The organism is Bacillus sp. ISL-35 (genome assembly GCF_018613355.1).
Taxonomy (GTDB): domain Bacteria; phylum Bacillota; class Bacilli; order Bacillales; family Cytobacillaceae; genus Mesobacillus.
Map to the genome: position 1 here is coordinate 13,103 of NZ_JAGGQK010000020.1, position 23,050 is coordinate 36,152.

A 23,050-nucleotide genomic window follows, 5' to 3' on the forward strand; every position below is an offset into this window, starting at 1 on the left:
CAAGATGAAGGCTGTTTTCATGACAGACAGGGGAAAGGTTCGCCTGCATAATGAAGACAATGGCGGCATCTTTATGAACTCTCACGGACAACGCCTTGCCATCGTAGCAGATGGCATGGGCGGCCACCGTGCAGGAGATGTAGCCAGTGAAATGACAATCCAGCATCTAAAAGGTCTTTGGGAAAAGTCAACAAAGATACATACAGCAGAAGAAGCGGAACAATGGCTGCAGGAGTCTGTTTTACAAGTGAATCAGGAGATTTTTCAGCACTCATTGAATCATACGGAATGTGAGGGCATGGGCACGACAATTGTTGCTTCCATTTGCACGAACCTGTTCGCAACAGTGGTGAACATCGGTGACAGCCGCTGTTATTTACTGAATGAAACAGGATTCAAACAGTTGACAGAGGATCATTCCCTCGTCAATGAACTTGTACGTTCCGGACAAATTTCTAAAGAAGATGCAGAGCACCATCCTCGTAAAAATGTTCTATTAAGAGCCCTTGGAACAGAAGAATCAGTGGAGATGGACATTAAGACCATTATCTATGAAGAGGAAGATGTGCTGTTGCTTTGTTCGGATGGCCTTTCCAATAAAGTGAGCCAGGAAGAAATGGAAAGCATCCTGACAGACAATCATATGTCACTGGAAGATAAAGCGGCAGAATTTATCAAAAGGGCCAATCAGTATGGCGGCGAAGATAATATAACTCTTGCAATCGTCGAATACCAGGAATTCAACGAGGGCAGGTGAAAAATATGATCATCGGAAAAAGAATCAGCGGCCGTTATAAAATCAAGGATATGATCGGCGGCGGCGGGATGGCGAATGTCTATCTTGCGCATGATATGATCCTTGACAGGGATGTTGCGGTCAAAATGCTCCGTCTTGATTTTGCCAATGACGATGAATTCATCCGCAGGTTCCATAGAGAGGCACAATCTGCAACGAGCCTTGCCCATCCGAACATCGTCAGTATATATGATGTCGGAGAAGAGGACGGACTATACTATATCGTGATGGAATATGTCGACGGCCAGACACTGAAGCAATACATACAGCAGCATGCACCAGTTCCAGTTGAAGAAGCCCTGGACATCATGAAGCAGCTGACATCTGCTATCTCCCATGCCCATCATAATCATATTGTCCACCGTGATATCAAGCCGCATAATATTTTGGTAGACAGCAGCGGTACAGTGAAAATTACAGACTTTGGCATTGCGATGGCATTGAGTGCAACAAGCATCACCCAGACGAATTCAGTGCTGGGATCTGTGCATTACCTGTCACCAGAACAGGCCAGAGGCGGCATGGCAAATAAAAAATCGGATATTTATTCAATTGGGATCGTCATGTTTGAATTGCTGACAGGCAGACTCCCTTTTTCAGGTGAATCAGCCGTATCCATCGCATTGAAGCATCTTCAGTCGGAAACGCCTTCTTTAAAAAGATGGAATCCGCAAATCCCGCAAAGCGTTGAGAATATCGTGCTCAAGGCCACTGCGAAGGATCCATTCCATCGATACGACAATGTCGATGAAATGGAAGAGGATTTAAGGACAGCGCTTGACAGCAACCGTCTGAATGAGAGCAAGTTTGTCATACCGGAGGACGATGAAGCAACCAAAGCGATTCCTATCATAACGAATGACCGGCCTTATCATAATCTAGATGAAACGATTATCCGCAAAGATGCCCAAAACTCCATGGAACAGGCACCAAAAGATAAACAGCTGAAAAAGAAGAAAAAGAAATGGCCAATTATTTTAACTGTTTTGTTTTTGCTTATTCTGACTGCGGGTATTGTCATGGTGACGATGGGGCCAGATCTTTTTGGGCCAAAAGAGAAGGAAGTGCCTGAAGTTACAGGCATGGAAGTCGATGAAGCTGTTGCCGAATTGATGTCCGCTGGTTTCATCATTGGTGACAAAAAAGAAATCAGTGATGAAGAAATCGAAGAAGGCAATGTCATACGGACCAATCCAAAGGCCGGAAAGATGATTAAAGAGGGCAATAAAATTGATCTTTATATCAGCACAGGCAAGGAAGAAATAGAGTTATCGGATTATACAGGCAGAATGTACGATGATGTAGAGAGATTGCTCGAATCAAAGAATTTTGGGAACCCTGTAAAAAATGAAATCCATGATGACAGTGAACCTGGTACAATCTTGAAGCAATATCCTCCGGGCGGGGAGTTTGTAATCCCCGATGAAACGGAAATGGAATTCACCGTCAGTATTGGGCCAGAGTTAATAAAGCTTGAAGATCTGAGCGGTTATAATGAAAAAGCGCTTAATAATTATTTGCAGATGTATGGTTTAGAGAAAGAAAGCACAGAAGAATTCCATGAAACGGTTCAAGAAGGATCAGTCATTTCCCAAGAACCAGCTCCTGGTACTGAACTAAAAAAAGGAAGTAAAGTAAAAGTGGTCATTTCTAAAGGGCCTGAGCAGATACCTCCTAAGGTCGTCAAAGAAAAGATCAATATTCAATATGAGCCTGCAGAGCCCGACCAAGAGCAATCCATTCAGATTTATGTCGATGATTTGGAGCACAACATCTCAGTTCCCTATGACTCCTTTGTAATAACAGAGAACAGGGAATATGAAATTGAACTCAGGATTCCGGCAGGCGGTAAAGCGTCATATATGGTAATGCGGGATAACAGTATGATCCTTAGTGACGAGGTTCCATATCCAGAAGACTAACAGACAGGGAGTGTTGCTATGCCTGAGGGCAAAATTATCAAGGCGCTGAGCGGTTTTTATTATGTTGCCAATGAGGACGGAATAGTGCAATGCCGTGGAAGAGGGGTTTTCCGCAAGAATAAGGTTACACCCCTTGTTGGTGACGAGGTGGTTTTCCAGGCTGAGAATGACACGGAAGGCTATATCCTGGAAGTCAAGGACCGGAAAAATGAGCTGGTCCGTCCGCCGATTGCGAATGTAGACCAGGCCATCCTTGTTTTTTCAGCTGTTGAACCTGGCTTCAGTACAGCCTTGCTCGACCGGTTTTTAGTTCTTGTAGAATATAATCACATTGAGCCCCTCATCTGCATTACGAAAATGGATTTGACCAATGAACAGGAGAAATCGCGTCTCGAAGAATATGCAGAGGATTATCGGAAAGCAGGCTATGAGGTTATTCTTACATCTTCTGAAACTTCTGAGGGTCTGGAAAAGTTGAGACCTCATATTGAGGGAAAGATTTCAGTCTTTGCGGGCCAATCTGGAGTCGGGAAGTCATCCCTGCTCAATGCGATCCGGCCAGATCTCGAGTTGAAAACCGATGATATATCCTCCCATCTGGGCAGGGGCAAGCATACGACAAGACATGTGGAGCTGATTACCATTAATAATGGGCTTGTTGCTGACACTCCTGGATTCAGTTCTCTTGAATTCACGGAGATCGAAGCGGAAGAGCTAAATTCATGCTTTCCTGATCTTGCTGAGGTCAGCGAGGATTGCAAGTTCCGCGGCTGTCTTCATATGGCTGAGCCCAAATGTGCGGTCAAAGCAGCAGTCGAGTCAGGCACTCTGCCTGAATACAGGTATGAGCATTATAAAGACTTTTTGTTAGAAATCAAAGATAGAAAGCCGAGGTATTGATTCATGGTTAAGATCGCACCTTCAATCTTATCAGCCGACTTTGCGCGACTTGGCGAAGAAATAAAGGATGTCGAGCGCGGCGGGGCCGATTATATCCATGTGGATGTAATGGATGGGCATTTCGTGCCGAATATCACGATCGGGCCACTGATTGTCGAGGCAATCAGGCCGGTGACAAAGCTTCCCCTTGACGTTCACCTGATGATTGAGAACCCGGACCAATATATTGAAGCATTTGCAAGGGCAGGTGCCGATTATATCACTGTCCATGTGGAAGCATGCAGACATCTTCACAGGACAATCCAATTGATTAAATCAACAGGGGTCAAGGCAGGCGTCGTCTTAAATCCTGCTACACCAGCAGAAAGCCTGAAGTACATCATCGAGGATGTTGACATGGTCCTGCTTATGTCAGTCAATCCTGGTTTTGGCGGTCAGAAGTTCATCTCTTCCGTACTTCCAAAAATCAGGGAAGTCAAAGAACTGGCTGATTCACTGAATCCAGACCTGGAAATCGAGGTCGACGGCGGAGTGAACGAGGAGACGGCCAAGCTTGTGATTGAAGCTGGGGCAAATGTTCTCGTGGCGGGTTCGGCAATCTTCAATAAAGAAGACAGAGAAGCCGCGATCGCCGGCTTGAGACCATAAAGAAAAGCCAGCCTTACAGAGGCTGGCTTTTCTTCAATAAGGGCAATGGAATCCAGAAACAAAGGAGATCTTTTAATGAAAATTAACTTGGTTGCCGGTGGACCGCGGTACCTGATACCTGATTTCCATCTTTACGAAGAGGAAAATGTGATCTGGGTAGGGATTGATAGGGGTGTATTTTATTTATTAGAAGCAGGAGTCAATCCCGCAGCAGCATTTGGCGATTTCGATTCCGTTTCCGAAGAAGAATTGGCTAACATTGAAAAGGCGGTTGCCGACTTGAAGAAATTCAAGCCGGAAAAAGATGAAACCGATATGGAGCTGGCGCTAAATTGGGCTCTGGATCAGCACCCGGAGTCGATTGCCATTTTTGGTGCGACAGGGGGGCGCCTTGACCATTTTATGGCCAATATCCAGCTGCTGGTCAGGCCCCTTGAAGAGGATGCTCCTGTACACATCCAGATCATTGATTCCCATAATATTTTATATGTGAAAAAACCAGGAAGCTATACAGTAAAGCAGATTGAAGATTTCAAGTATGTTTCCTTCCTTCCAGTCACACCAGCTGTCTCCGGACTGTCGCTTGAAAATTTCAAATACCCGTTAAATGATTGTCATATTCCGATGGGCTCGACACTATGTATTAGTAATGAACTTATTAGAGGTCATGGTACTTTTTCTTTTTCCGAAGGCATATTATTAGTTGTAAGGAGCAAGGATTGAGATGTCTTCATTTAGCTCATGGTTCTTTTCAGCAATATGAATTCTTCCCCTGAAAAGAGCAAATTTTGTATACCCGGGAATATACTATAGGGATACAGAAAGAAGACGGGTTTGCGAGAGATGGTGAGGAGGGACGGTATGAGATTCTATACAATCAAACTGCCTAGATTTTTGGGTGGCCTCGTACGGGCGATGTTAGGTGCATTTAAAAAGGATTAAAAACCATTTAGCGTGAAGAATAATCAAAGATTGAAAACCGATATGCAAGCATTTGGCACCCTGGTGACGGGGTGCTATTATTTTTTATCGAATTGGGCAGAATGAACAGAAGGATGGACGGTGCAAGTTCAGGCAATAAAAAAGGCATCCTTTATGGATGCCGTGCAGCTTACTTCCGGCTGCTGGAGCCAGGCAGTAAGTCTGCGGTTTTTAATTATACGCGTTCAACTTTACCTGATCTTAGAGCTCTTGCAGATACCCAAACACGCTTTGGCTTACCGTCTACAAGAATACGTACTTTTTGAAGGTTAGCACCCCATGTACGCTTGTTAGCGTTCATTGCGTGGGAGCGTGCGTTACCAGAACGAGTTGATTTACCAGTTACTACACATTTACGTGGCATATGATTTCCCTCCTAACTGACAAAAGCTGTTACTATTTTTTGCTGCAATTATTTGCATATCGTCAGAATTGCGAATGAAACAGGATAACCTTTTCTCTGACATACTTTAATAATTTATCATAGAAATTTCCCATTTGCAATACTTCCGGTAAAAGCTATAAAGAAAAAAACCTTGACATATAGTTCAGATTCTTGCTGAATAATAAAGGGAAGGGCAGAATAACTTTAAAAATTGATTGGCTTATAGTAAAATAACTGTAGCATAATGCTATTTTTTCCAAAGGGGGAACGAGTCATGTCCATCGAGCTAAAAACGAAGTACGGACAAATTGATATATCAAATGATGTCATTGCAACAATTGCAGGCGGTGCAGCAGTTGATTGTTATGGTATTGTCGGGATGGCTTCAAAGAATCAGATCAAGGACGGATTAACAGATATCCTGCGCAGGGAGAATTTTACCCGCGGAGTCATCGTTCGCCAGGAAAATGACGAAGTACATATCGATATGTATATTATTGTGAGCTATGGGACGAAAATTTCCGAGGTTGCCCACAATGTCCAGTCAAAGGTTAAGTACACCCTTGATAAAACAGTCGGGCTGGCTGTTGACTCGGTCAATATTTACGTTCAGGGAGTTCGTGTAACGAACCCGTAAGAGGAGGAAAGATTTGTGTCTATTAATGTTCTAGACGGAAAACGTTTTGCGGAGATGGTGATTCAGGGTGCCAACCATTTGGCGGCGAATGCCAAGTATGTCGACGCGTTGAACGTCTTCCCTGTTCCTGATGGTGATACGGGAACAAATATGAATTTATCCATGACTTCCGGAGCTAAGGAAGTAAAGAACAATGTGCAGGAACATATCGGGAAGGTAGGTTCCGCGCTTGCTAAAGGTTTGCTTATGGGAGCGAGGGGGAACTCAGGAGTCATCCTTTCCCAATTGTTCCGCGGATTTGCGAAAGCAATTGAAACAAAGCCGACTGTTACATCTGTTGAATTTGCAGCTGCGTTAAACGCTGGTGTGGAGACTGCTTACAAAGCAGTTATGAAGCCGGTTGAGGGAACGATTTTAACAGTGGCCAAAGATGCTGCAAGGCATGCTGTTGCAGTCGCACCAAACCACGACAGCATTGACGGACTTATGGAAGAGGTTCTTAAAGAAGCGAAAGCGTCATTGAATCGCACACCAGATTTGCTGCCGGTCCTGAAGGAAGTAGGAGTAGTAGACAGTGGCGGACAAGGACTTGTTTTCGTTTATGAAGGCTTTCTTGCAGAATTGAAGGGCGAAAAGCTTCCTGACTCCCCATCTGCCATGCCAAACATGACTGAGCTTGTAAGCGCCGAGCACCATAAGAGTGTCCAGAGCCACATGAATACGGAGGACATCGAATTCGGCTATTGTACTGAATTCATGGTCAGGCTTGAAGGGAAAGAGGCATTCTCTGAGGAGAATTTCCGTCAGGACTTGAGCAAATATGGAGATTCTCTTCTTGTCATTTCCGACGAAGAGGTCGTAAAAGTACATATCCACTCAGAACAGCCTGGCGATGTTTTGTCTTATGGACAAAAATACGGAAGCCTCATCAATATGAAAATCGAAAATATGCGTCAGCAGCATACGGATATTGTCGGTGAATCGACAACACCGTTGCGCACACAGACTAATGAACCAAAGAAAGAAAAGCAGGAATACGGAATCGTCGCTGTCTCGATGGGTTCCGGCATTGCCGAACTTTTCCGCAGCATTGGTGCTAATGCCGTGATCGAAGGCGGGCAGACGATGAATCCGAGCACCGAGGATATCATCAAGGCTGTCAAAGAGGTAAACGCACGAAAGGTCATCATCCTGCCGAACAATAAAAACATCATCATGGCTGCAGAACAGGCAGCTGAGGTAGCGGAGGAAGAAGTGGTAGTCATCCCTTCAAAAACTGTGCCTCAGGGAATGACAGCATTGCTCTCATTCAATCCATCAGCCGATCCTGCCGCAAATAAAGATGCGATGTCAGAAGCGATGCAGCATGTGAAAACGGGTCAACTGACATATGCAGTGCGTGACACCAGCATCGATGGACTTGAAATCTCAACCGGAGATTTCATGGGCCTGGCAGATGGAAAAATTGTCTTGAAAGATCGGGATAAAGTTAAAGCAGCAAAGGACCTGCTGGACCAGATGCTCGATGAAGACACTGAAATCCTGACCATCCTTAAAGGGGAAGACGCTTCAGATGAAGATGTTGATTCCATCGTTGAGTTTGTTGAGGGTAAATATGGAGATGTTGAGATAGAAGTCCATAATGGAGAACAGCCATTATACGCCTTCATCTTCGCAATTGAATAAATAATTCCGGTTTCGGAGAATCTCCGGCTGGACAAATAAAATTGCAATATGATACTAAGAAATAGAAGGGGATTCCCCTTCTATTTCGTTTTGTATACAAAAGGATTATCATATCTGAAAAGTAAACGTAAGAACAGCTGTATGAACTGAATACAGGGTGGTTGGACAAAAAGGAACTTTGCATTGTCATTCTGATCTCCAATTAAATCAAAATAACATCAGTACTCCAGAAACAGCGTAAGGAGGGGGAGCGGCAGCACCGATTGGCCGGGAGCTGGAGGCCAAGAGTTTCGGCACACCGCTTGAATAATGTGAATGAACAACTAAAGCAACCAGTAACAGCAATAAAAGGGATCGGCAATGAAATGGCGGAGACTCTGGCGGATATGCACATCAGGACTGTCGGTGATCTGCTCGAATACTTCCCATATCGTTATGAAGATTATCGGCTTAAAGATCTGGCAGAAGTAAAGCATGACGAAAGAGTCACGGTGGAGGGCAAGGTACACAGCGAGCCTGCACTCGTCTATTACGGACGGAAAAAGAATCGACTTACCGTCAGGCTGCTAGTAGGCCGTTACTTAATCATTGTCACTTTCTTTAACCAGCCTTATTTAAAACAAAAAATATCCCTCGGAGAGACGATTACTGTCACGGGGAAATGGGATCAGCACAGACAGACGATCACTGCCAGTCAAATGTCATTGGGAGAGCAAGCTCAAAGCCAGGATTTTGAACCGGTTTATGCGGTGAAAGGAAAAATGACCGTAAAAACGATCAGAAGGCTGATCAAGCAGGCTTTTTCCCAGTTCGGACATGAAATAGACGAGATATTGCCGGCAGAGCTTTTGCAAAAATATAAGCTGCTGAACCGCAGGGATGCGTTACGAATCATGCACCTTCCTTCAGGTTCTGACGAGATGAAGCAGGCGAGAAGAAGATTTGTGTACGAGGAGTTTCTGTTATTCCAGCTTAAAATGCAGTCTTTGCGGAAATTGGAACGTGAACAGAGTCCAGGTATTGCGTTTGCCTATGAATTGGACAAGCTGAAGCAATTCATCGGCGGGCTTCCATTCCCGCTAACCGGAGCCCAAAAACGGGTAGTCAATGAGATCCTCGGTGACATGAAATCGCCTTACCGTATGAACCGCCTCCTACAAGGTGATGTCGGTTCAGGTAAAACGGTGGTCGCAGCGATTGCCCTTTATGCCGCAAAGACAGCTGGCTATCAAGGAGCATTGATGGTCCCAACGGAAATACTGGCCGAACAACACTCGCAGTCCCTGACACAGTTGCTTGAGCCATTCGGTGTAAAAGCGGCTCTGCTGACAAGCTCGGTAAAGGGGAAGCGCCGAAGAGAGATGCTCGAGCAGCTAAAGCAGGGTGACGTTGATGTCTTGATCGGGACGCATGCTTTGATCCAGGATGAAGTCGACTTCCAGAGCCTTGGTCTCGTCATCACAGATGAACAACATCGATTTGGGGTTGAACAAAGGCGGGTTCTTAGGGAGAAGGGTGAAAATCCGGATGTCCTGTTCATGACAGCAACACCTATCCCGAGGACATTGGCAATCACGGTCTTTGGTGAAATGGATGTCTCGGTGATCGATGAAATGCCGGCGGGTCGCAAGACGATCGAAACGTATTGGGCCAAGCACGAGATGCTTGAACGGGTGCTTGCTTTCATGGAAAAGGAACTGGCAAAAGGAAGGCAGGCCTATGTGATATGCCCATTGATCGAGGAGTCAGATAAGCTTGATGTCCAGAATGCGATCGATGTCCACAGCACCTTGAGTTTCTATTTTAAGGGAAGATTTCAGGTTGGCTTGATGCATGGACGTCTCCATTCCGATGAAAAAGACCAGGTGATGAAGGCCTTCAGTGAAAATGAAGTGCAAGTGCTCGTATCCACTACCGTCGTGGAAGTTGGAGTGAATGTCCCGAACGCGACGGTGATGCTCATATATGATGCCGAAAGATTTGGTCTGTCACAGCTCCACCAGCTTAGAGGCAGGGTTGGCCGTGGCAGTGACCAATCATATTGCATTTTGCTCGCCGATCCGAAAAGCGAAGTCGGGAAAGAGCGCATGAAAATCATGTCAGAAACCAATGATGGTTTTGTTCTTAGTGAGAAGGATCTGGAGCTGCGCGGTCCTGGAGATTTCTTCGGAAAAAAACAAAGCGGTCTGCCAGAATTCAAAGTGGCGGATATGGTCCATGACTACCGAGCTTTGGAAACAGCGAGGAATGATGCATCCTTGCTGGTGCAGTCAGGAGCTTTCTGGCAAAGCGAAAAATATCGTTTATTGCGAGAGTATCTCGCAGAGTCCGGTGCGCTGGCAAATGAAAAACTGGATTGACCCAATTCAATCTACTTATTTTTAGAAGAATGATAGAGCGGAAGCAGTCATCTGCTTCCTTTTTTTATAGGTTAAGAAAGTATAAAATTCACTTCGAGAATTGTCCAGCTCCAGCGCCTAGCCCCTCGAGACGTTTCGGTCCGCCCAATAAAGTCAAAGAACGACTTCACCGGTCGGCCCTCCAACGCTTGTCAGGGCTGACCAAGGCGCTTACGCTTTTCTGATAAAAATATTTCTTCTTGCAATCTTTTTTTATAATATATATACTACTATTAGTACCTAGTCTTAATAGCTCGGGCGGTGTTTTTAAATGAAACGCAATAAAAAAGAACGGCAGTCACTGCTGACTGATACGATAAAAGATAACCCATTCATAACAGATGAAGAGCTGGCCGAAAAATTTGCTGTCAGCATCCAGACGATAAGACTGGACAGACTCGAATTGTCTATTCCTGAACTTAGGGAGAGAATTAAGAACGTTGCTGAAAAACGTTTTGAAGACGAAGTCCGTTCATTGCCGCTGGAAGAAGTAATTGGAGAAATCATAGATATTGAACTTGACCAGAGTGCAATTTCCATACTTGATATAAAAAGAGAACATGTTTTCAAACGAAATAAAATCGCCAGAGGACACCACTTGTTTGCACAGGCGAATTCATTGGCGGTTGCTGTGATCAATGATGAGCTGGCGCTGACCGCAAAATCGAATATCCAGTTTACCAGATCGGTAAAAGAAGGTGAACGGGTCATCGCCAAAGCGAGGGTCACAAAAATCGATAGTGATAATGGGCGGACAATCGTGGAAGTGATGAGTTACGTAAATAGTGAACTCGTCTTCAAAGGCGAATTTGAAATGTACAGATCAAATAATGAAAAGTAAGGGATGAAAAGCGATGAGGCTTGCAGTAGATGCGATGGGCGGAGACAATGCACCAAAAGAAATCGTCCTCGGAGCAATGAAAGCAGTAGAGAACTTCAAAGACATACATATCCTCCTTGTGGGTGACGAGAAAAAAATCAGGGAGCATTTGACGGCAGAAGAAAGAATTGAAATTCTACATACTGAAGAGGTCATCCTGGGAACAGACGAACCTGTAAGGGCTGTTCGCCGTAAAAAGACTGCATCTATGGTTCTGGCGGCACAGCAGGTAGCGGACGGAAAAGCCGACGCCTGCATTTCAGCAGGAAACACTGGAGCGCTGATGGCTGCAGGATTGTTTGTGATTGGCCGGATCGAAGGCATAGAACGGCCTGCGCTTGCTCCGACACTTCCGACGATTGGTGGAGAAGGCTTCCTGCTTCTGGATGTTGGCGCAAATGCTGACGCCAAGCCGGAGCATCTTGTCCAATATGCGATCATGGGCTCTATCTACAGTGAGAAAGCAAGGGGGATTGAGCGCCCGAGGGTTGGATTGCTGAATATCGGCACAGAAGAGAAGAAGGGCAATGAATTGGTAAGAAGCACTTTTGAATTGCTGAAAGACGCAGATATCAATTTTATCGGCAATGTCGAATCAAGAGACTTGCTGGATGGTGTGGCAGATGTGGTCGTGGCGGACGGATTCACCGGCAATATGGTGCTGAAGACTATCGAAGGAACGGCTATGTCAGTATTTAAAATGCTGAAATCGGCCCTGACATCAAGCTTCAAGAGCAAGATGGCTGCCGCAGTTCTGAAGCCAGACCTTACACAATTGAAAAATAAGATGGATTACACAGAATACGGTGGTGCCGGATTGTTCGGATTGAAAGCTCCGGTCATTAAGGCACACGGATCATCGGATGCGAATGCCGTTTTCAACTCAATCCGACAGGCCAGAGAAATGGTTGAAAATGATGTTTCAGGCACAATCAGGGCGGCAGTTGAAAAAAGAGAAGGCGTTAATCAGTAGGATCAACTGGATAAAATAAACGATAAAGGGGAATCTTTCATGGGGAAAATCGCGTTTTTATTTCCGGGCCAGGGGTCACAGACAGTTGGCATGGGGCAGGCACTTGCTGAATCCGAGCAAACAGTTTCCGAAACATTTAAAAAAGCGGATGAAGTCCTTGGGGAGTCACTGAGCAAATTGATATTCGAAGGTCCTCAGGAAAAGCTGACCCTCACGACAAATGCGCAGCCTGCACTGCTGACGACAAGCATTGCCGTCCTGAAATATTTCAGCCAGTTTGGAATCAAGCCGGACTTTACCGCAGGCCATAGCCTTGGCGAATATTCAGCACTTGTTGCATCGGAGGCGCTGTCCTTTGAGGATGCAGTGTACGCAGTCCGCCAGCGTGGTGAGTTCATGGAAGAAGCGGTGCCAAATGGAGAGGGCACAATGGCAGCCGTCCTTGGAATGGATCGCGATAAACTTATGGATGTGACCGAGACCGTATCGGCAGGTGGCAATCCTGTTCAGTTGGCCAATTTAAATTGCCCGGGGCAAATTGTCATTTCAGGTTCCAAACTTGGAGTGGAAGAAGCGTCTGTAAAAGCCAAGGAAGCCGGAGCAAAACGGGTTATTCCTTTGGATGTGAGCGGGCCATTCCATTCTTCGCTAATGAAGCCTGCAGCCGAAAGATTTGAAGCTGTACTGGACAATATTTCACTTAAGGAAGCCTCAACCCCTGTGATCGGCAATGTGACTGCTGAACCGATGACAGAAGCATCTGAAATCAAAAAGAGATTGGTAGAGCAGCTATACTCTCCTGTACTATGGGAGGATTCTGTGACAAAGATGCTTGAACTCGGAGTTGATACTTTCGTAGAAATCGGACCTGGCAAGGTGTTATCCGGTCTTGTAAAAAAAGTGAACCGCTCTGCAAGGACATTCGCAATCTATGATGCGGAAACTTGTACTGCGGCCGTGGCAGCATTGAAGGAGGAAAAGGAATGAGACTTGAAGGTAAAGTAGCGCTTGTAACAGGCGCATCACGTGGAATTGGCCGGGAAATCGCCTTTGAACTTGCCCGTGAAGGTGCCTCGGTTGCTGTCAATTATGCCGGCAGTGAAGCCAAAGCATTAGAAGTGGTTGATGGAATCAAAGCGATGGGCCGGGATGCTTTTGCCATCCAGGCGGATGTTTCCAGTTCTGATTCAGTGACAAGTATGGTAAAAGAAACAATCGAACATTTCGGGAAGCTTGACATACTTGTTAACAATGCGGGTATTACAAAAGATAACCTGTTGATGAGAATGAAAGAATCCGAGTGGGATGATGTCATCAACATCAACCTTAAAGGTGTCTTCCTTTGCACGAAAGCTGTCACAAGGCAAATGATGAAGCAAAGAAGCGGAAGGATCATCAATATTTCATCGATCGTCGGTGTCAGCGGTAATCCGGGGCAAGCCAATTATGTCGCCGCAAAGTCCGGAGTGATCGGGCTGACAAAAACCTCTGCGAAAGAATTATCGTCAAGAGGAATCACTGTCAATGCCATTGCGCCAGGCTTTATCACGACTGACATGACTGATAAACTGAATGAAGACGTCAAGGCGGAAATGCTGAAGCAAATACCATTGGCGCGTTTTGGAGAGCCAAAGGATATTGCCCGGACTGTTATCTTCCTCGCTTCTGAAGACGGTGCTTATATGACAGGCCAAACCCTCCACGTCGATGGCGGCATGGTAATGTAGAAGCCTGCACACCTGAAAAAAGCCAGAACAAAATAAAAAGTGATTGCAGCCATTTATTAATTATATAAAATCATCTATAATGGCTTGAGGGGAGGTGAACGAGCATGGCAGACGTTTTAGAACGCGTAACAAAAATTATTGTTGACCGTTTGGGAGTAGATGAATCTCAAGTAACTTTAGAAGCATCTTTTAAAGATGATCTAGGTGCTGATTCCCTTGATGTTGTTGAATTGGTTATGGAATTGGAAGACGAATTCAACATGGAAATTTCCGATGATGACGCTGAGAAAATCGGTACAGTTGGTGACGCTGTGAACTACATAAATAGCCAAGTGTAATTGTTCGATTTACTGAGAAGCTCCGTTTTTAAAAAACGGGGCTTTCTTCTGTAAATAAAGCTCTTGGCTTTCTTCAGTATGGAATCTGCTGGAATCAAACCAAGTTTTTTTGCTTTATGGACATCATTTTTTGTAAACTGTTAGTAGTCTGTATGAATTGTGTAATCCGCAATTCATGTAAAATCAGCTTTAATTTATGAGCAAGGTGGAATTAATCATGCGCAATAATGGCAGAGAAAGAGATAAGAAGAATATCCGCGCAAAGGACATGAAATTCAAAGAATTCCAGGATAGGATTGGAATTCATTTTGACAGTGACAAGCTATTGAAACAGGCTTTTACCCATTCATCCTATGTGAATGAGCATCGCAGGAAACCCCATGAGGATAATGAGAGACTGGAATTCCTCGGGGACGCTGTGTTGGAACTGACTGTATCCCAATTTTTGTTTAAAAAATACCCGATGATGAGCGAGGGTGAATTGACAAAGCTGCGGGCAGCTGTCGTTTGTGAACCGTCGCTTGTGGCTTTTGCCAATGAGCTAGCCTTTGGCGAACTGGTGCTACTTGGCAAAGGTGAAGAAATGACAGGCGGCAGGACAAGGCCTGCACTCCTGGCTGATGTTTTCGAAGCATTCATCGGTGCTTTGTACCTTGATAAAGGAATTGATACAGTCACAACATTTCTGGAAGAAATCGTATTTCCAAAAATCAATGCCGGTGCTTTTTCTCATGTGATGGATTTTAAGAGCCAGCTTCAGGAACTCGTCCAGCGCGATGCCGCAGGCTCGCTGGAATACAAGATCATGAAGGAGATTGGTCCAGCGCACAGCAGGGAATTCGAATCCCGTGTCTACCTGAATGGCCAAGAATTGGGTGCTGGTACTGGCCGCTCCAAGAAGGAAGCAGAGCAGCATGCTGCCCAGATGGCTCTTGAAAAGCTGAAGGCCCACATAGAGGCTGCCCCGGAACAGGACGAACAATAGGACACAAGGCTGATGATAGAATCATTAATGATTTTCGCTATGAGAAAAGCCAGCTATAGAGCTTAGCCAGTTACACCCTGGATTGGCGTTCCTCAAGAAATTAGCGAAAAGCTTTGACTTGGAGCAGCTCGAGTCGCTTGTGCCTAATGACATCTCAGATAAAGTTAAACAGGAAAGGGAGAGCCATATTGTTTTTAAAACGATTAGATGTGGTCGGCTTTAAATCGTTTGCCGAGAGAATCTCTGTCGAATTCGTTCCGGGCGTGACCGCTGTCGTAGGACCGAATGGAAGCGGAAAGAGCAATATCACCGATTCCATTCGCTGGGTTCTAGGGGAACAATCAGCCCGGTCGCTACGAGGCGCAAAGATGGAGGATATTATTTTTGCCGGCAGTGATTCACGAAAACCGCTTAATTTTGCAGAAGTCACATTAACCCTTGATAACGAAGACCAAGCTTTGCCGCTCGATTATAACGAAGTGAGTGTAACAAGACGTGTCTACCGATCAGGAGATAGTGAATACTTAATCAATAAACAGAATTGCAGACTGAAGGATATTGTCGATTTATTCATGGATTCCGGACTTGGACGAGAAGCCTTCTCCATCATCAGCCAGGGAAGGGTTGAAGAAATCCTCAACAGCAAGCCTGAAGAACGGAGGACCATCTTTGAAGAAGCGGCTGGAGTCCTAAAGTATAAATCACGGAAGAAAAAAGCAGAAAGCAAGCTGTTCGAAACGCAGGAGAACTTAAACCGTGTAACTGACATCATCCATGAGCTTGAAGGCCAGGTTGAGCCTTTGAAAATCCAGGCATCGATTGCAAAGGATTATCTCCAGCAAAAAGAAGAACTTGAACAGATTGAAGTAGCGCTGACAGCGTATGAAATAGAGGAGCTGCATGCCCGCTGGGAGCAGCTCTCTAGGCAGCTGGAACAGCATAAAGAAGATGAAATCAAGCAGTCTGCGATTCTTCAGAAAAAAGAGGCGGAAATTGAAAGAATGAGGGATCAGTTGGCTGCGCTGGATGAATCGGTCAGCGATCTTCAAAATGTCCTCCTGCATGCAAGCGAGGAGCTTGAAAAGCTGGAAGGCAGGAGGGAAGTCCTCAAGGAACGTAAAAAAAATGCCTCTCAGAATAAAGGCCAGCTTGAAAAGAATATTGAGGAACTGACATTCTCCATTGCCAGACTTGAAGAACAGAAGGCTGAATATGAGCAATCTGTATCTGAGCTGGCGGCAGAGGCGGCTGCGCTGCAAAAAGAGCTTCAGGAAAAACAGGAGCAATTGAAGCTCTATAGCGAAGATGTCGAGCTCAAGATCGATTCGATCAAAAGTGATTATATCGAGGTGCTGAATGAACAGGCCGGCGCCAAAAATGAAAAAATCTATATCGATCAGCAGCTCCAGCAGCATGCAGCCAAGGGGTCAAGACTGGATCATGACAATGATCGGTTTGTATCGATTCGCGATGAGATCAATGAAAAGAAAGCTGAAATCGAGAAGAAGGCCGCTTCGGCACAACTGGAATTGGAAGAACAGGCAAAGCTTTATTTTAATGAACAGAAGAAACTGGAATCGCTAAGAAACAATTATGAGAAGCAAGAAAAAACACTTTATCAAGCCTATCAGTTCCTGCAGCAGGCGAAATCGAAGAAAGAAATGCTCGAGGAAATGGAAGAAGACTATTCAGGCTTCTTCCAGGGGGTCAAAGAAGTGTTGAAAGCCAGGAATACCCGTCTTCAAGGGGTAGAGGGAGCCATTGCCGAACTAATCCATGTACCCAAGCAATATGAAACGGCAATTGAAACGGCTCTTGGCGGGGCAATGCAGCATATTGTGGTCCAGACGGAAGAAAATGCACGGGCTGCGATCCAGTATCTAAAGCAAAAATCATTTGGCAGAGCAACCTTCCTGCCTCTCAGCATCATCAAGGGCAAGTATCTGGCAAGCTCTCAGCTATCACTTCTTTCAGGGCACAGCGCCTATATCGGCACTGCAGCTGATTTGATTCAATATGATCAAAAGTATGCTGAGGTCATAAAGAACCTGCTTGGAAATGTCGTGATTTCAAGAGATTTGAAGGGTGCCAATGAAATAGCGAAAATGCTGCAATACCGCAGCAGGATCGTGACCCTTGAAGGCGACGTAGTCAATCCGGGCGGTTCGATGACGGGCGGTGCAGTGAAGCAGAAGTCATCATCACTTTTAAGCCGTAAAGGTGAATTAGAGGATTTGACCAACAAGCTGGCTGACATGGAAGAGAAAACCAGGACGCTGGAATCGCGGGTAAAAACATTGAAGGCTGACACGCAATCAAGTGAAGCAAGGCTTGAAGAACTCAGGAAAACCGGAGAAGAGCTTCGTTTCAAGCAGCAGGCCCTGAAAGGTGACCTAAGGGAAGTCGAGCTGGAACATAAAAATATCAATGAACGTTTGTCTGTCTATGATTCTGAAAAGACCCAGCTTGATACAGACAAGGAAAAGCTTGAATCAAGATTGGTCGAATTGGATGAGCTGCTGGCAAAGTATCAGCAGACTCTAATTCAATTTGATAAAGAAATAGAAAGACTGACAGAGCTGAAAAACTCGAATTCTACCTCCAAGGATACGCTTGTTTCTGAAATCAGTGATTTGAAAATCAGCCTGGCTGCAAAGAAAGAGCAGCTTTCGCATGTGAAGGAAAAACTGGATTCTGCAAGCTTGCAGGCAGAAGAACAATCAGCGAAATTGTCAGTGCTGAAAGAAGACCTGTCACTTCTTTCATCAGAAATGACGGATAGTTCCTCCGGAGAAACTCAGCTGGAGGAAGCAGCAAAGCGGAAGCTTCAGGATAAAAATGAAACATTGAAGCTGATCGCATCCAGGAGACATGAGAGGCTTGAACTGCAGAACAGGCTCGAGGACCAGGAATTGGAGTCGAAGGAGCTAAGAAGGCTGCAAAAAGGCATCAATGAAGTCCTCAAGGATGAGGAAGTAAAACTGAACAGGCTAGATGTGGAACTGGACAATAAGCTCGCTCATCTTCGCGAAGAGTACCTGCTTTCCTATGAGGGTGCTAAAGAGCAGTATCCGCTGACAATCCCGGCTGATGAAGCAAGACGGAAAGTAAAGCTTATCAAACTGGCGATTGAAGAACTGGGAACCGTCAATCTTGGTGCAATAGAGGAATATGAGAGAGTATCTGAACGTTATGAATTCCTGCTGGAGCAAAAAAATGACCTCCAGGAAGCAAAGGACACTCTTTTCCTTGTCATCGAGGAAATGGACCAGGAAATGAAGAAGCGTTTTGAGCAGACATTCACCGGCATCCGTTCCCACTTCGAACCCGTTTTCCAGGCGTTGTTCGGCGGAGGAAGAGCAGATTTGCGGCTGACCCAGCCTGATGACCTGTTAAACACCGGTGTCGAAATTGTTGCACAGCCACCCGGGAAAAAGCTTCAGAACCTCGGGCTGTTGTCTGGCGGTGAGCGTGCATTGACGGCGATCGCACTGCTGTTCTCCATCCTGAAGGTACGTCCAGTCCCATTCTGTATTCTGGATGAAGTGGAAGCGGCATTGGATGAAGCCAATGTATACCGATTCGCCCAATACCTGAAAAAATACCGTGATGAAACGCAATTTATTGTCATCACCCACCGAAAAGGTACAATGGAGGAAGCGGATGTCCTGTATGGTGTAACAATGCAGGAATCGGGCGTCTCCAAGCTTGTGTCCGTCCGGCTGGAGGACTCAAAAGAACTTGTGAAATTGTAATGAGAGAGGCGATGGACTGTGAGTTTTTTCAAGAAATTGAAAGAAAAATTTACGACACAGACTGAGAGTGTCACAGAGAAATTCAGAGATGGCTTGACGAAAACGAGGGATAACTTTTCCAATAAAGTGAATGACCTTGTATCCCGTTATCGTAAAGTCGATGAGGAATTTTTCGAAGAGCTTGAAGAAATCCTCATCCAGGCGGATGTTGGATTCGAAACGGTGATGGAATTAGTCGAGGAACTGAAGAAAGAGGTTAAGCGACGCAACATCCAGGATACGAAAGATGTCCAGGCTGTCATTTCCGAGAAGCTTGTTGAAATTTATGAAAACGGAGCAGATGAACAATCGTTCGACCTGAACATCCAGGAAGATGGATTGACTGTCATCTTGTTCGTAGGAGTCAATGGCGTCGGCAAAACAACGACCATCGGCAAACTGGCCCATAAATTCAAGAGTGAAGGAAAGACTGTCCTTCTTGCTGCAGGGGATACATTCCGTGCAGGTGCAATCGAGCAGCTTGAGGTCTGGGGAGAGCGTGTCGGGGTGGATGTCATCAAGCAGGCAGAAGGCTCCGACCCTGCGGCTGTCATGTATGATGCTGTCCAGTCTGCGAAATCCCGTAAAGCAGATATCCTGATTTGCGATACGGCCGGACGTCTTCAAAACAAGGTCAATCTCATGAAGGAACTTGAAAAGGTGAAACGTGTCATTGAACGTGAAGTGCCGGGTGCTCCTCATGAGGTATTGCTTGTACTGGATGCCACTACCGGCCAGAACGCACTGATCCAGGCCAAGACGTTCAAGGAAGCGACAGATGTCAGCGGCATCGTTCTGACCAAGCTTGACGGTACTGCCAAGGGTGGTATTGTCCTTGCCATACGCAATGAATTGAATATCCCGGTGAAGTATGTCGGTCTTGGCGAAAAGATGGATGACCTCCAGGAATTCGATCCTGAAAGATATGTATATGGCCTGTTTGCTGACCTTGTCGAGGAAGAGGAAATAGCGGAAGAATCTTGATTTACAGGCATATGGCTGTAAAGAACTTATCTTGACAGGGAAGAGGAACGTGTGTAAACTCTTAATGTAAAGGTATTTCACTTAACATGGGGGAATTGAAATGCTTGAGAAAACGAACCGAATGAATTATTTGTATGATTTTTATCAGGCATTGCTGACTCCAAAACAAAGCAGTTATATGGCTCTATACTATCTTGATGATTACTCTCTGGGGGAAATTGCGGAAGAGTATGATGTTAGCCGGCAGGCGGTATACGACAACATCAAACGTACCGAAGCGATGCTTGAGGAGTATGAAGAGAAGTTGTTGCTGTTCGAAAAATTCCAGAAACGAATAGAGCTGATTTCCAAAATGAAAAAGCTTGTGGGGAATGGCGAGAACAGCGGTGATCTAGCTGAAATGATAGCCGAGCTTGAGAAATTAGACTAGGGAGGCACATGATATGGCATTTGAAGGATTGGCCGACCGACTGCAAAATACAATGCAAAAGATCCGCGGAAAAGGCAAGGTCTCAGAAGCGGATGTAAAAGAAATGATGCGAGAGGTCCGTCTGGCGCTTCTTGAAGCCGACGTTAACTTTAAAGTTGTAAAAGACTTCGTGAAGAAGGTCACTGAAAGGGCTATAGGCCAGGAGGTTGTAAAAAGCCTGACACCAGGCCAGCAGGTCATCAAGGTTGTTAAAGAAGAACTAACCGAGTTGATGGGCGGGGAACAAAGCAAGATTGCTGCCTCCAATCGCCCGCCGACTGTCATCATGATGGTCGGTCTTCAAGGTGCGGGTAAAACGACAACAACCGGAAAGCTGGCAAATCTTCTTCGCAAAAAATATAACCGCAAGCCATTGCTTGTAGCGGCGGATATCTACCGCCCGGCTGCGATCAAGCAGCTTGAGACACTCGGCAAGCAATTGAGCATGCCGGTATTCTCGCTGGGAGACCAGGTCAGCCCGGTTGAAATTGCCAAGCAGGCAATTGCCAAGGCGAAGGAAGACCACAATGACTATGTCCTCATCGATACTGCGGGCCGTCTTCATGTGGATGAAAACCTGATGGATGAGCTTAAGCAGATCAAGGAGCTTTCTAAACCTGATGAAATCTTCCTTGTTGTCGATGCGATGACAGGGCAGGATGCCGTCAATGTGGCCCAGAGCTTCAATGAACAGCTTGGCTTGACTGGTGTTGTCCTTACGAAGCTTGACGGCGATACTCGTGGCGGTGCAGCGCTCTCCATCCGTGCGGTGACCAATACGCCAATCAAGTTTGTTGGTCTTGGCGAAAAACTTGATGCACTGGAAGCATTTCACCCTGAAAGGATGGCATCCAGAATCCTTGGAATGGGAGATGTCCTTACTCTGATCGAGAAGGCCCAGGCCAATGTTGATGAAGAGAAAGCGAAAGAGCTCGAGAAAAAAATGCGCACAGCATCCTTTACCCTTGACGACTTCCTGGACCAGCTTGGCCAAGTAAGGAAGATGGGGCCGCTGGATGAAATCCTGAAAATGATGCCTGGTGCAAATAAAATCAAGGGCATGAACAATCTCCAAATCGACGAGAAACAAATCTCGCATGTTGAGGCGATCATCCAATCGATGACGGCCAATGAAAAAACTCATCCTGAAATCATCAACGCCAACAGGCGCAAACGGATCGCGAAAGGAAGCGGGACCTCCATCCAGGAAGTCAACCGTCTCCTGAAACAATTCGAAGATATGAAAAAGATGATGAAACAGATGACGAACATGCAGCAAAAAGGCAAGAAAAAAGGCGGATTCAAGCTGCCGTTCAACCCTTTTTAACTTGTAAATTCAGGTATTTTCAGTCTGTAAAGAAAAAAACCTTTACAAGCTGTTTTTAATTTGGTATTATTCTATCTTGTGTGAAACTATTCGGAGGTGCTTATTTAAAATGGCAGTAAAAATTCGTTTAAAACGTATGGGAGCTAAAAAATCTCCTTTCTATCGTATTGTAGTAGCTGATTCCCGTTCACCACGTGACGGCCGTTTCATCGAGTCTGTAGGAACTTACAACCCAGTTGCTCAACCAGCAGTGGTTGAACTTAACGAAGAGTTGGTTCTTAAGTGGTTGAACGACGGAGCAAAACCATCTGATACAGTGCGTAACTTGTTCTCTAAGCAAGGTATCATGGAAAAATTCCACAACGCAAAGCTTAGCAAGTAATTGTGGACACGCCCATGAAAGAATTAATCGAGACGATCGTGAAACCCCTTGTTGATTTTCCGGAAGATGTTCATGTGAATGAACATGAAGAGGATCAGCGCGTAACCTATAAGCTTTCCGTCAACAAAAGTGATATGGGCAAAGTAATTGGAAAGCAAGGCCGCGTTGCAAAGGCGATTCGAACAGTAGTCTATGCAGCAGGATCATCACAGCAAAAGAAGATTTTCTTGGAAATCGTCGAATAACAATCAGCTGCGCAAGCAGAAGGTAGATAACTCTATATGATTGTTCTAAAAGGGAGGGGTAACCCTCCTTTTTTCTATTTTCAGAAACTAGGGTATAATAGATACTTGATATAGTAATGAGCACTAGGTTAATGGTTATCTGTGACCAGCTCTGAAAAATGCTGTGAACAGGTTGGCTTTAAGGAGGGAATGCTTTGAAGGTACTGCAAAAGGTCATTGTCAAACAGGTACTGACAGAAGAAAGCAAGGAAAAAATCCACCAAAAATACCACTCCAGAAAGCTTCAGCTGCAGAAAGAATGCGATCAACTTAGATTTGAACTCAAGAAACTAGAAAAATCCAAGAAGTTTTCGCCTGAAACATTGAAGAAGCATTTTGAACAGGAAATAAAAGTCCATAAAGAAAAAATCAAACTCCTGGATTTTCAAATAGAACAACTACATATTCTTCCGCTTGGGAGTGAAATTAAAGAAACAGAGCTTCAGGGGATCGTTGAAGTGAATATAGGCGATCAGTGGGATGAGTTTCTTTCAGGTAAGACAATAATTGTAAAAGATGGCATCGTGACCGAAATACGCGAGAGGTGATCAAA

Annotated in this window: 23 protein-coding genes; 22 read left to right on the forward strand and 1 reads right to left on the reverse strand. The window is 45.3% G+C overall.

The features are described from left to right. Positions 1-4 precede the first annotated feature (4 nt). From J7E38_RS20285 to spoVM, 6 genes are all read left to right on the forward strand, one after another. Positions 5-757, forward strand: coding sequence for a Stp1/IreP family PP2C-type Ser/Thr phosphatase (locus J7E38_RS20285; RefSeq protein ID WP_214704279.1), 753 nt, complete (start codon positions 5-7; stop codon positions 755-757). A 5-nt stretch (positions 758-762) separates the two neighbouring features. Continuing rightward, positions 763-2,718: a Stk1 family PASTA domain-containing Ser/Thr kinase gene (gene pknB / locus J7E38_RS20290; protein WP_214703954.1), complete on the forward strand. Its 1,956-nt coding sequence runs from the start codon at positions 763-765 to the stop codon at positions 2,716-2,718. 18 nt (positions 2,719-2,736) lie between these two features. After that, positions 2,737-3,618, forward strand: coding sequence for a ribosome small subunit-dependent GTPase A (gene rsgA, locus J7E38_RS20295; RefSeq protein ID WP_214703955.1), 882 nt, complete (start codon positions 2,737-2,739; stop codon positions 3,616-3,618). A 3-nt stretch (positions 3,619-3,621) separates the two neighbouring features. After that, positions 3,622-4,266: a ribulose-phosphate 3-epimerase gene (gene rpe, locus J7E38_RS20300; RefSeq protein WP_214703957.1), complete on the forward strand. Its 645-nt coding sequence runs from the start codon at positions 3,622-3,624 to the stop codon at positions 4,264-4,266. Between the two features lie 75 nt (positions 4,267-4,341). Beyond that, the gene (locus J7E38_RS20305) at positions 4,342-4,989 is read left to right on the forward strand and encodes a thiamine diphosphokinase (protein ID WP_214703959.1); all 648 of its coding nucleotides are present in this window, start codon (positions 4,342-4,344) and stop codon (positions 4,987-4,989) included. 138 nt (positions 4,990-5,127) lie between these two features. Next, positions 5,128-5,208 carry a stage V sporulation protein SpoVM gene (gene spoVM, locus J7E38_RS20310; protein WP_144475002.1) on the forward strand — a complete coding sequence of 27 codons (81 nt, stop codon included), beginning with the start codon at positions 5,128-5,130 and terminating at the stop codon, positions 5,206-5,208. 214 nt (positions 5,209-5,422) lie between these two features. On the opposite strand, the gene rpmB is transcribed toward spoVM, so the two are convergent. Next, the gene (gene rpmB, locus J7E38_RS20315) at positions 5,423-5,611 is read right to left on the reverse strand and encodes a 50S ribosomal protein L28 (protein ID WP_023614934.1); all 189 of its coding nucleotides are present in this window, start codon (positions 5,609-5,611) and stop codon (positions 5,423-5,425) included. Positions 5,612-5,906: 295 nt separating this feature from the next. Here rpmB and J7E38_RS20320 point away from each other — a divergent pair, with 295 nt between their 5' ends. The 16 genes from J7E38_RS20320 to J7E38_RS20395 all read left to right on the forward strand — a co-directional run bounded on the left by J7E38_RS20320 (position 5,907) and on the right by J7E38_RS20395 (position 23,045). Further along, positions 5,907-6,269 (forward strand): Asp23/Gls24 family envelope stress response protein, encoded by a 363-nt coding sequence (locus tag J7E38_RS20320; protein WP_144474838.1) that lies wholly within the window; start codon positions 5,907-5,909, stop codon positions 6,267-6,269. Between the two features lie 15 nt (positions 6,270-6,284). Further along, on the forward strand, positions 6,285-7,955 hold the full coding sequence (locus J7E38_RS20325; RefSeq protein ID WP_214703961.1) for a DAK2 domain-containing protein: 1,671 nt from the start codon (positions 6,285-6,287) through the stop codon (positions 7,953-7,955). 302 nt (positions 7,956-8,257) lie between these two features. Then, positions 8,258-10,315 carry an ATP-dependent DNA helicase RecG gene (recG, locus tag J7E38_RS20330; RefSeq protein ID WP_215038894.1) on the forward strand — a complete coding sequence of 686 codons (2,058 nt, stop codon included), beginning with the start codon at positions 8,258-8,260 and terminating at the stop codon, positions 10,313-10,315. Positions 10,316-10,625: 310 nt separating this feature from the next. After that, positions 10,626-11,195 (forward strand): transcription factor FapR, encoded by a 570-nt coding sequence (gene fapR / locus J7E38_RS20335; RefSeq protein WP_214703965.1) that lies wholly within the window; start codon positions 10,626-10,628, stop codon positions 11,193-11,195. Positions 11,196-11,208: 13 nt separating this feature from the next. Beyond that, positions 11,209-12,207: a phosphate acyltransferase PlsX gene (gene plsX, locus J7E38_RS20340; protein ID WP_214703967.1), complete on the forward strand. Its 999-nt coding sequence runs from the start codon at positions 11,209-11,211 to the stop codon at positions 12,205-12,207. Between the two features lie 39 nt (positions 12,208-12,246). Further along, positions 12,247-13,194 (forward strand): ACP S-malonyltransferase, encoded by a 948-nt coding sequence (gene fabD / locus J7E38_RS20345; RefSeq protein WP_214703969.1) that lies wholly within the window; start codon positions 12,247-12,249, stop codon positions 13,192-13,194. After that, positions 13,191-13,934, forward strand: coding sequence for a 3-oxoacyl-[acyl-carrier-protein] reductase (fabG, locus tag J7E38_RS20350; protein ID WP_214703971.1), 744 nt, complete (start codon positions 13,191-13,193; stop codon positions 13,932-13,934). Before fabD ends, fabG begins: the two co-directional genes overlap by 4 nt. Positions 13,935-14,038: 104 nt before the next feature. Continuing rightward, positions 14,039-14,272, forward strand: coding sequence for an acyl carrier protein (locus J7E38_RS20355; protein ID WP_044394334.1), 234 nt, complete (start codon positions 14,039-14,041; stop codon positions 14,270-14,272). Positions 14,273-14,489: 217 nt separating this feature from the next. Continuing rightward, positions 14,490-15,257: a ribonuclease III gene (gene rnc / locus J7E38_RS20360; RefSeq protein WP_214703972.1), complete on the forward strand. Its 768-nt coding sequence runs from the start codon at positions 14,490-14,492 to the stop codon at positions 15,255-15,257. 188 nt (positions 15,258-15,445) lie between these two features. Further along, positions 15,446-19,012: a chromosome segregation protein SMC gene (gene smc / locus J7E38_RS20365; protein ID WP_214703973.1), complete on the forward strand. Its 3,567-nt coding sequence runs from the start codon at positions 15,446-15,448 to the stop codon at positions 19,010-19,012. A gap of 18 nt (positions 19,013-19,030) precedes the next feature. Beyond that, positions 19,031-20,035, forward strand: coding sequence for a signal recognition particle-docking protein FtsY (gene ftsY / locus J7E38_RS20370; RefSeq protein ID WP_214703974.1), 1,005 nt, complete (start codon positions 19,031-19,033; stop codon positions 20,033-20,035). Between the two features lie 100 nt (positions 20,036-20,135). Continuing rightward, complete coding sequence (locus J7E38_RS20375; protein ID WP_214703975.1) at positions 20,136-20,465, forward strand: putative DNA-binding protein; 330 nt, start codon at positions 20,136-20,138, stop codon at positions 20,463-20,465. Positions 20,466-20,478: 13 nt separating this feature from the next. Continuing rightward, positions 20,479-21,831 carry a signal recognition particle protein gene (gene ffh / locus J7E38_RS20380; protein ID WP_144474849.1) on the forward strand — a complete coding sequence of 451 codons (1,353 nt, stop codon included), beginning with the start codon at positions 20,479-20,481 and terminating at the stop codon, positions 21,829-21,831. Positions 21,832-21,940: 109 nt separating this feature from the next. After that, complete coding sequence (gene rpsP, locus J7E38_RS20385) at positions 21,941-22,213, forward strand: 30S ribosomal protein S16 (RefSeq protein WP_144474850.1); 273 nt, start codon at positions 21,941-21,943, stop codon at positions 22,211-22,213. Between the two features lie 14 nt (positions 22,214-22,227). Continuing rightward, positions 22,228-22,458 carry a KH domain-containing protein gene (locus tag J7E38_RS20390; protein WP_023614919.1) on the forward strand — a complete coding sequence of 77 codons (231 nt, stop codon included), beginning with the start codon at positions 22,228-22,230 and terminating at the stop codon, positions 22,456-22,458. A 194-nt stretch (positions 22,459-22,652) separates the two neighbouring features. Then, complete coding sequence (locus J7E38_RS20395) at positions 22,653-23,045, forward strand: YlqD family protein (protein WP_214703976.1); 393 nt, start codon at positions 22,653-22,655, stop codon at positions 23,043-23,045. The last annotated feature ends 5 nt before the right edge of the window (positions 23,046-23,050 follow it).

Excerpts from the sequence above, each read along its gene's own strand:
- J7E38_RS20285 (WP_214704279.1), top strand. The coding sequence starts at position 5 with ATGAAGGCTGTTTTCATGACAGACAGGGGAAAGGTTCGCCTGCATAAT.
- pknB (WP_214703954.1), top strand. The coding sequence starts at position 763 with ATGATCATCGGAAAAAGAATCAGCGGCCGTTATAAAATCAAGGATATG.
- rsgA (WP_214703955.1), top strand. The coding sequence starts at position 2,737 with ATGCCTGAGGGCAAAATTATCAAGGCGCTGAGCGGTTTTTATTATGTT.
- rpe (WP_214703957.1), top strand. The coding sequence starts at position 3,622 with ATGGTTAAGATCGCACCTTCAATCTTATCAGCCGACTTTGCGCGACTT.
- J7E38_RS20305 (WP_214703959.1), top strand. The coding sequence starts at position 4,342 with ATGAAAATTAACTTGGTTGCCGGTGGACCGCGGTACCTGATACCTGAT.
- spoVM (WP_144475002.1), top strand. The coding sequence starts at position 5,128 with ATGAGATTCTATACAATCAAACTGCCTAGATTTTTGGGTGGCCTCGTA.
- rpmB (WP_023614934.1), bottom strand. The coding sequence starts at position 5,611 with ATGCCACGTAAATGTGTAGTAACTGGTAAATCAACTCGTTCTGGTAAC.
- J7E38_RS20320 (WP_144474838.1), top strand. The coding sequence starts at position 5,907 with ATGTCCATCGAGCTAAAAACGAAGTACGGACAAATTGATATATCAAAT.
- fapR (WP_214703965.1), top strand. The coding sequence starts at position 10,626 with ATGAAACGCAATAAAAAAGAACGGCAGTCACTGCTGACTGATACGATA.
- plsX (WP_214703967.1), top strand. The coding sequence starts at position 11,209 with ATGAGGCTTGCAGTAGATGCGATGGGCGGAGACAATGCACCAAAAGAA.
- fabD (WP_214703969.1), top strand. The coding sequence starts at position 12,247 with ATGGGGAAAATCGCGTTTTTATTTCCGGGCCAGGGGTCACAGACAGTT.
- fabG (WP_214703971.1), top strand. The coding sequence starts at position 13,191 with ATGAGACTTGAAGGTAAAGTAGCGCTTGTAACAGGCGCATCACGTGGA.
- J7E38_RS20355 (WP_044394334.1), top strand. The coding sequence starts at position 14,039 with ATGGCAGACGTTTTAGAACGCGTAACAAAAATTATTGTTGACCGTTTG.
- rnc (WP_214703972.1), top strand. The coding sequence starts at position 14,490 with ATGCGCAATAATGGCAGAGAAAGAGATAAGAAGAATATCCGCGCAAAG.
- J7E38_RS20375 (WP_214703975.1), top strand. The coding sequence starts at position 20,136 with ATGCTTGAGAAAACGAACCGAATGAATTATTTGTATGATTTTTATCAG.
- ffh (WP_144474849.1), top strand. The coding sequence starts at position 20,479 with ATGGCATTTGAAGGATTGGCCGACCGACTGCAAAATACAATGCAAAAG.
- rpsP (WP_144474850.1), top strand. The coding sequence starts at position 21,941 with ATGGCAGTAAAAATTCGTTTAAAACGTATGGGAGCTAAAAAATCTCCT.
- J7E38_RS20390 (WP_023614919.1), top strand. The coding sequence starts at position 22,228 with ATGAAAGAATTAATCGAGACGATCGTGAAACCCCTTGTTGATTTTCCG.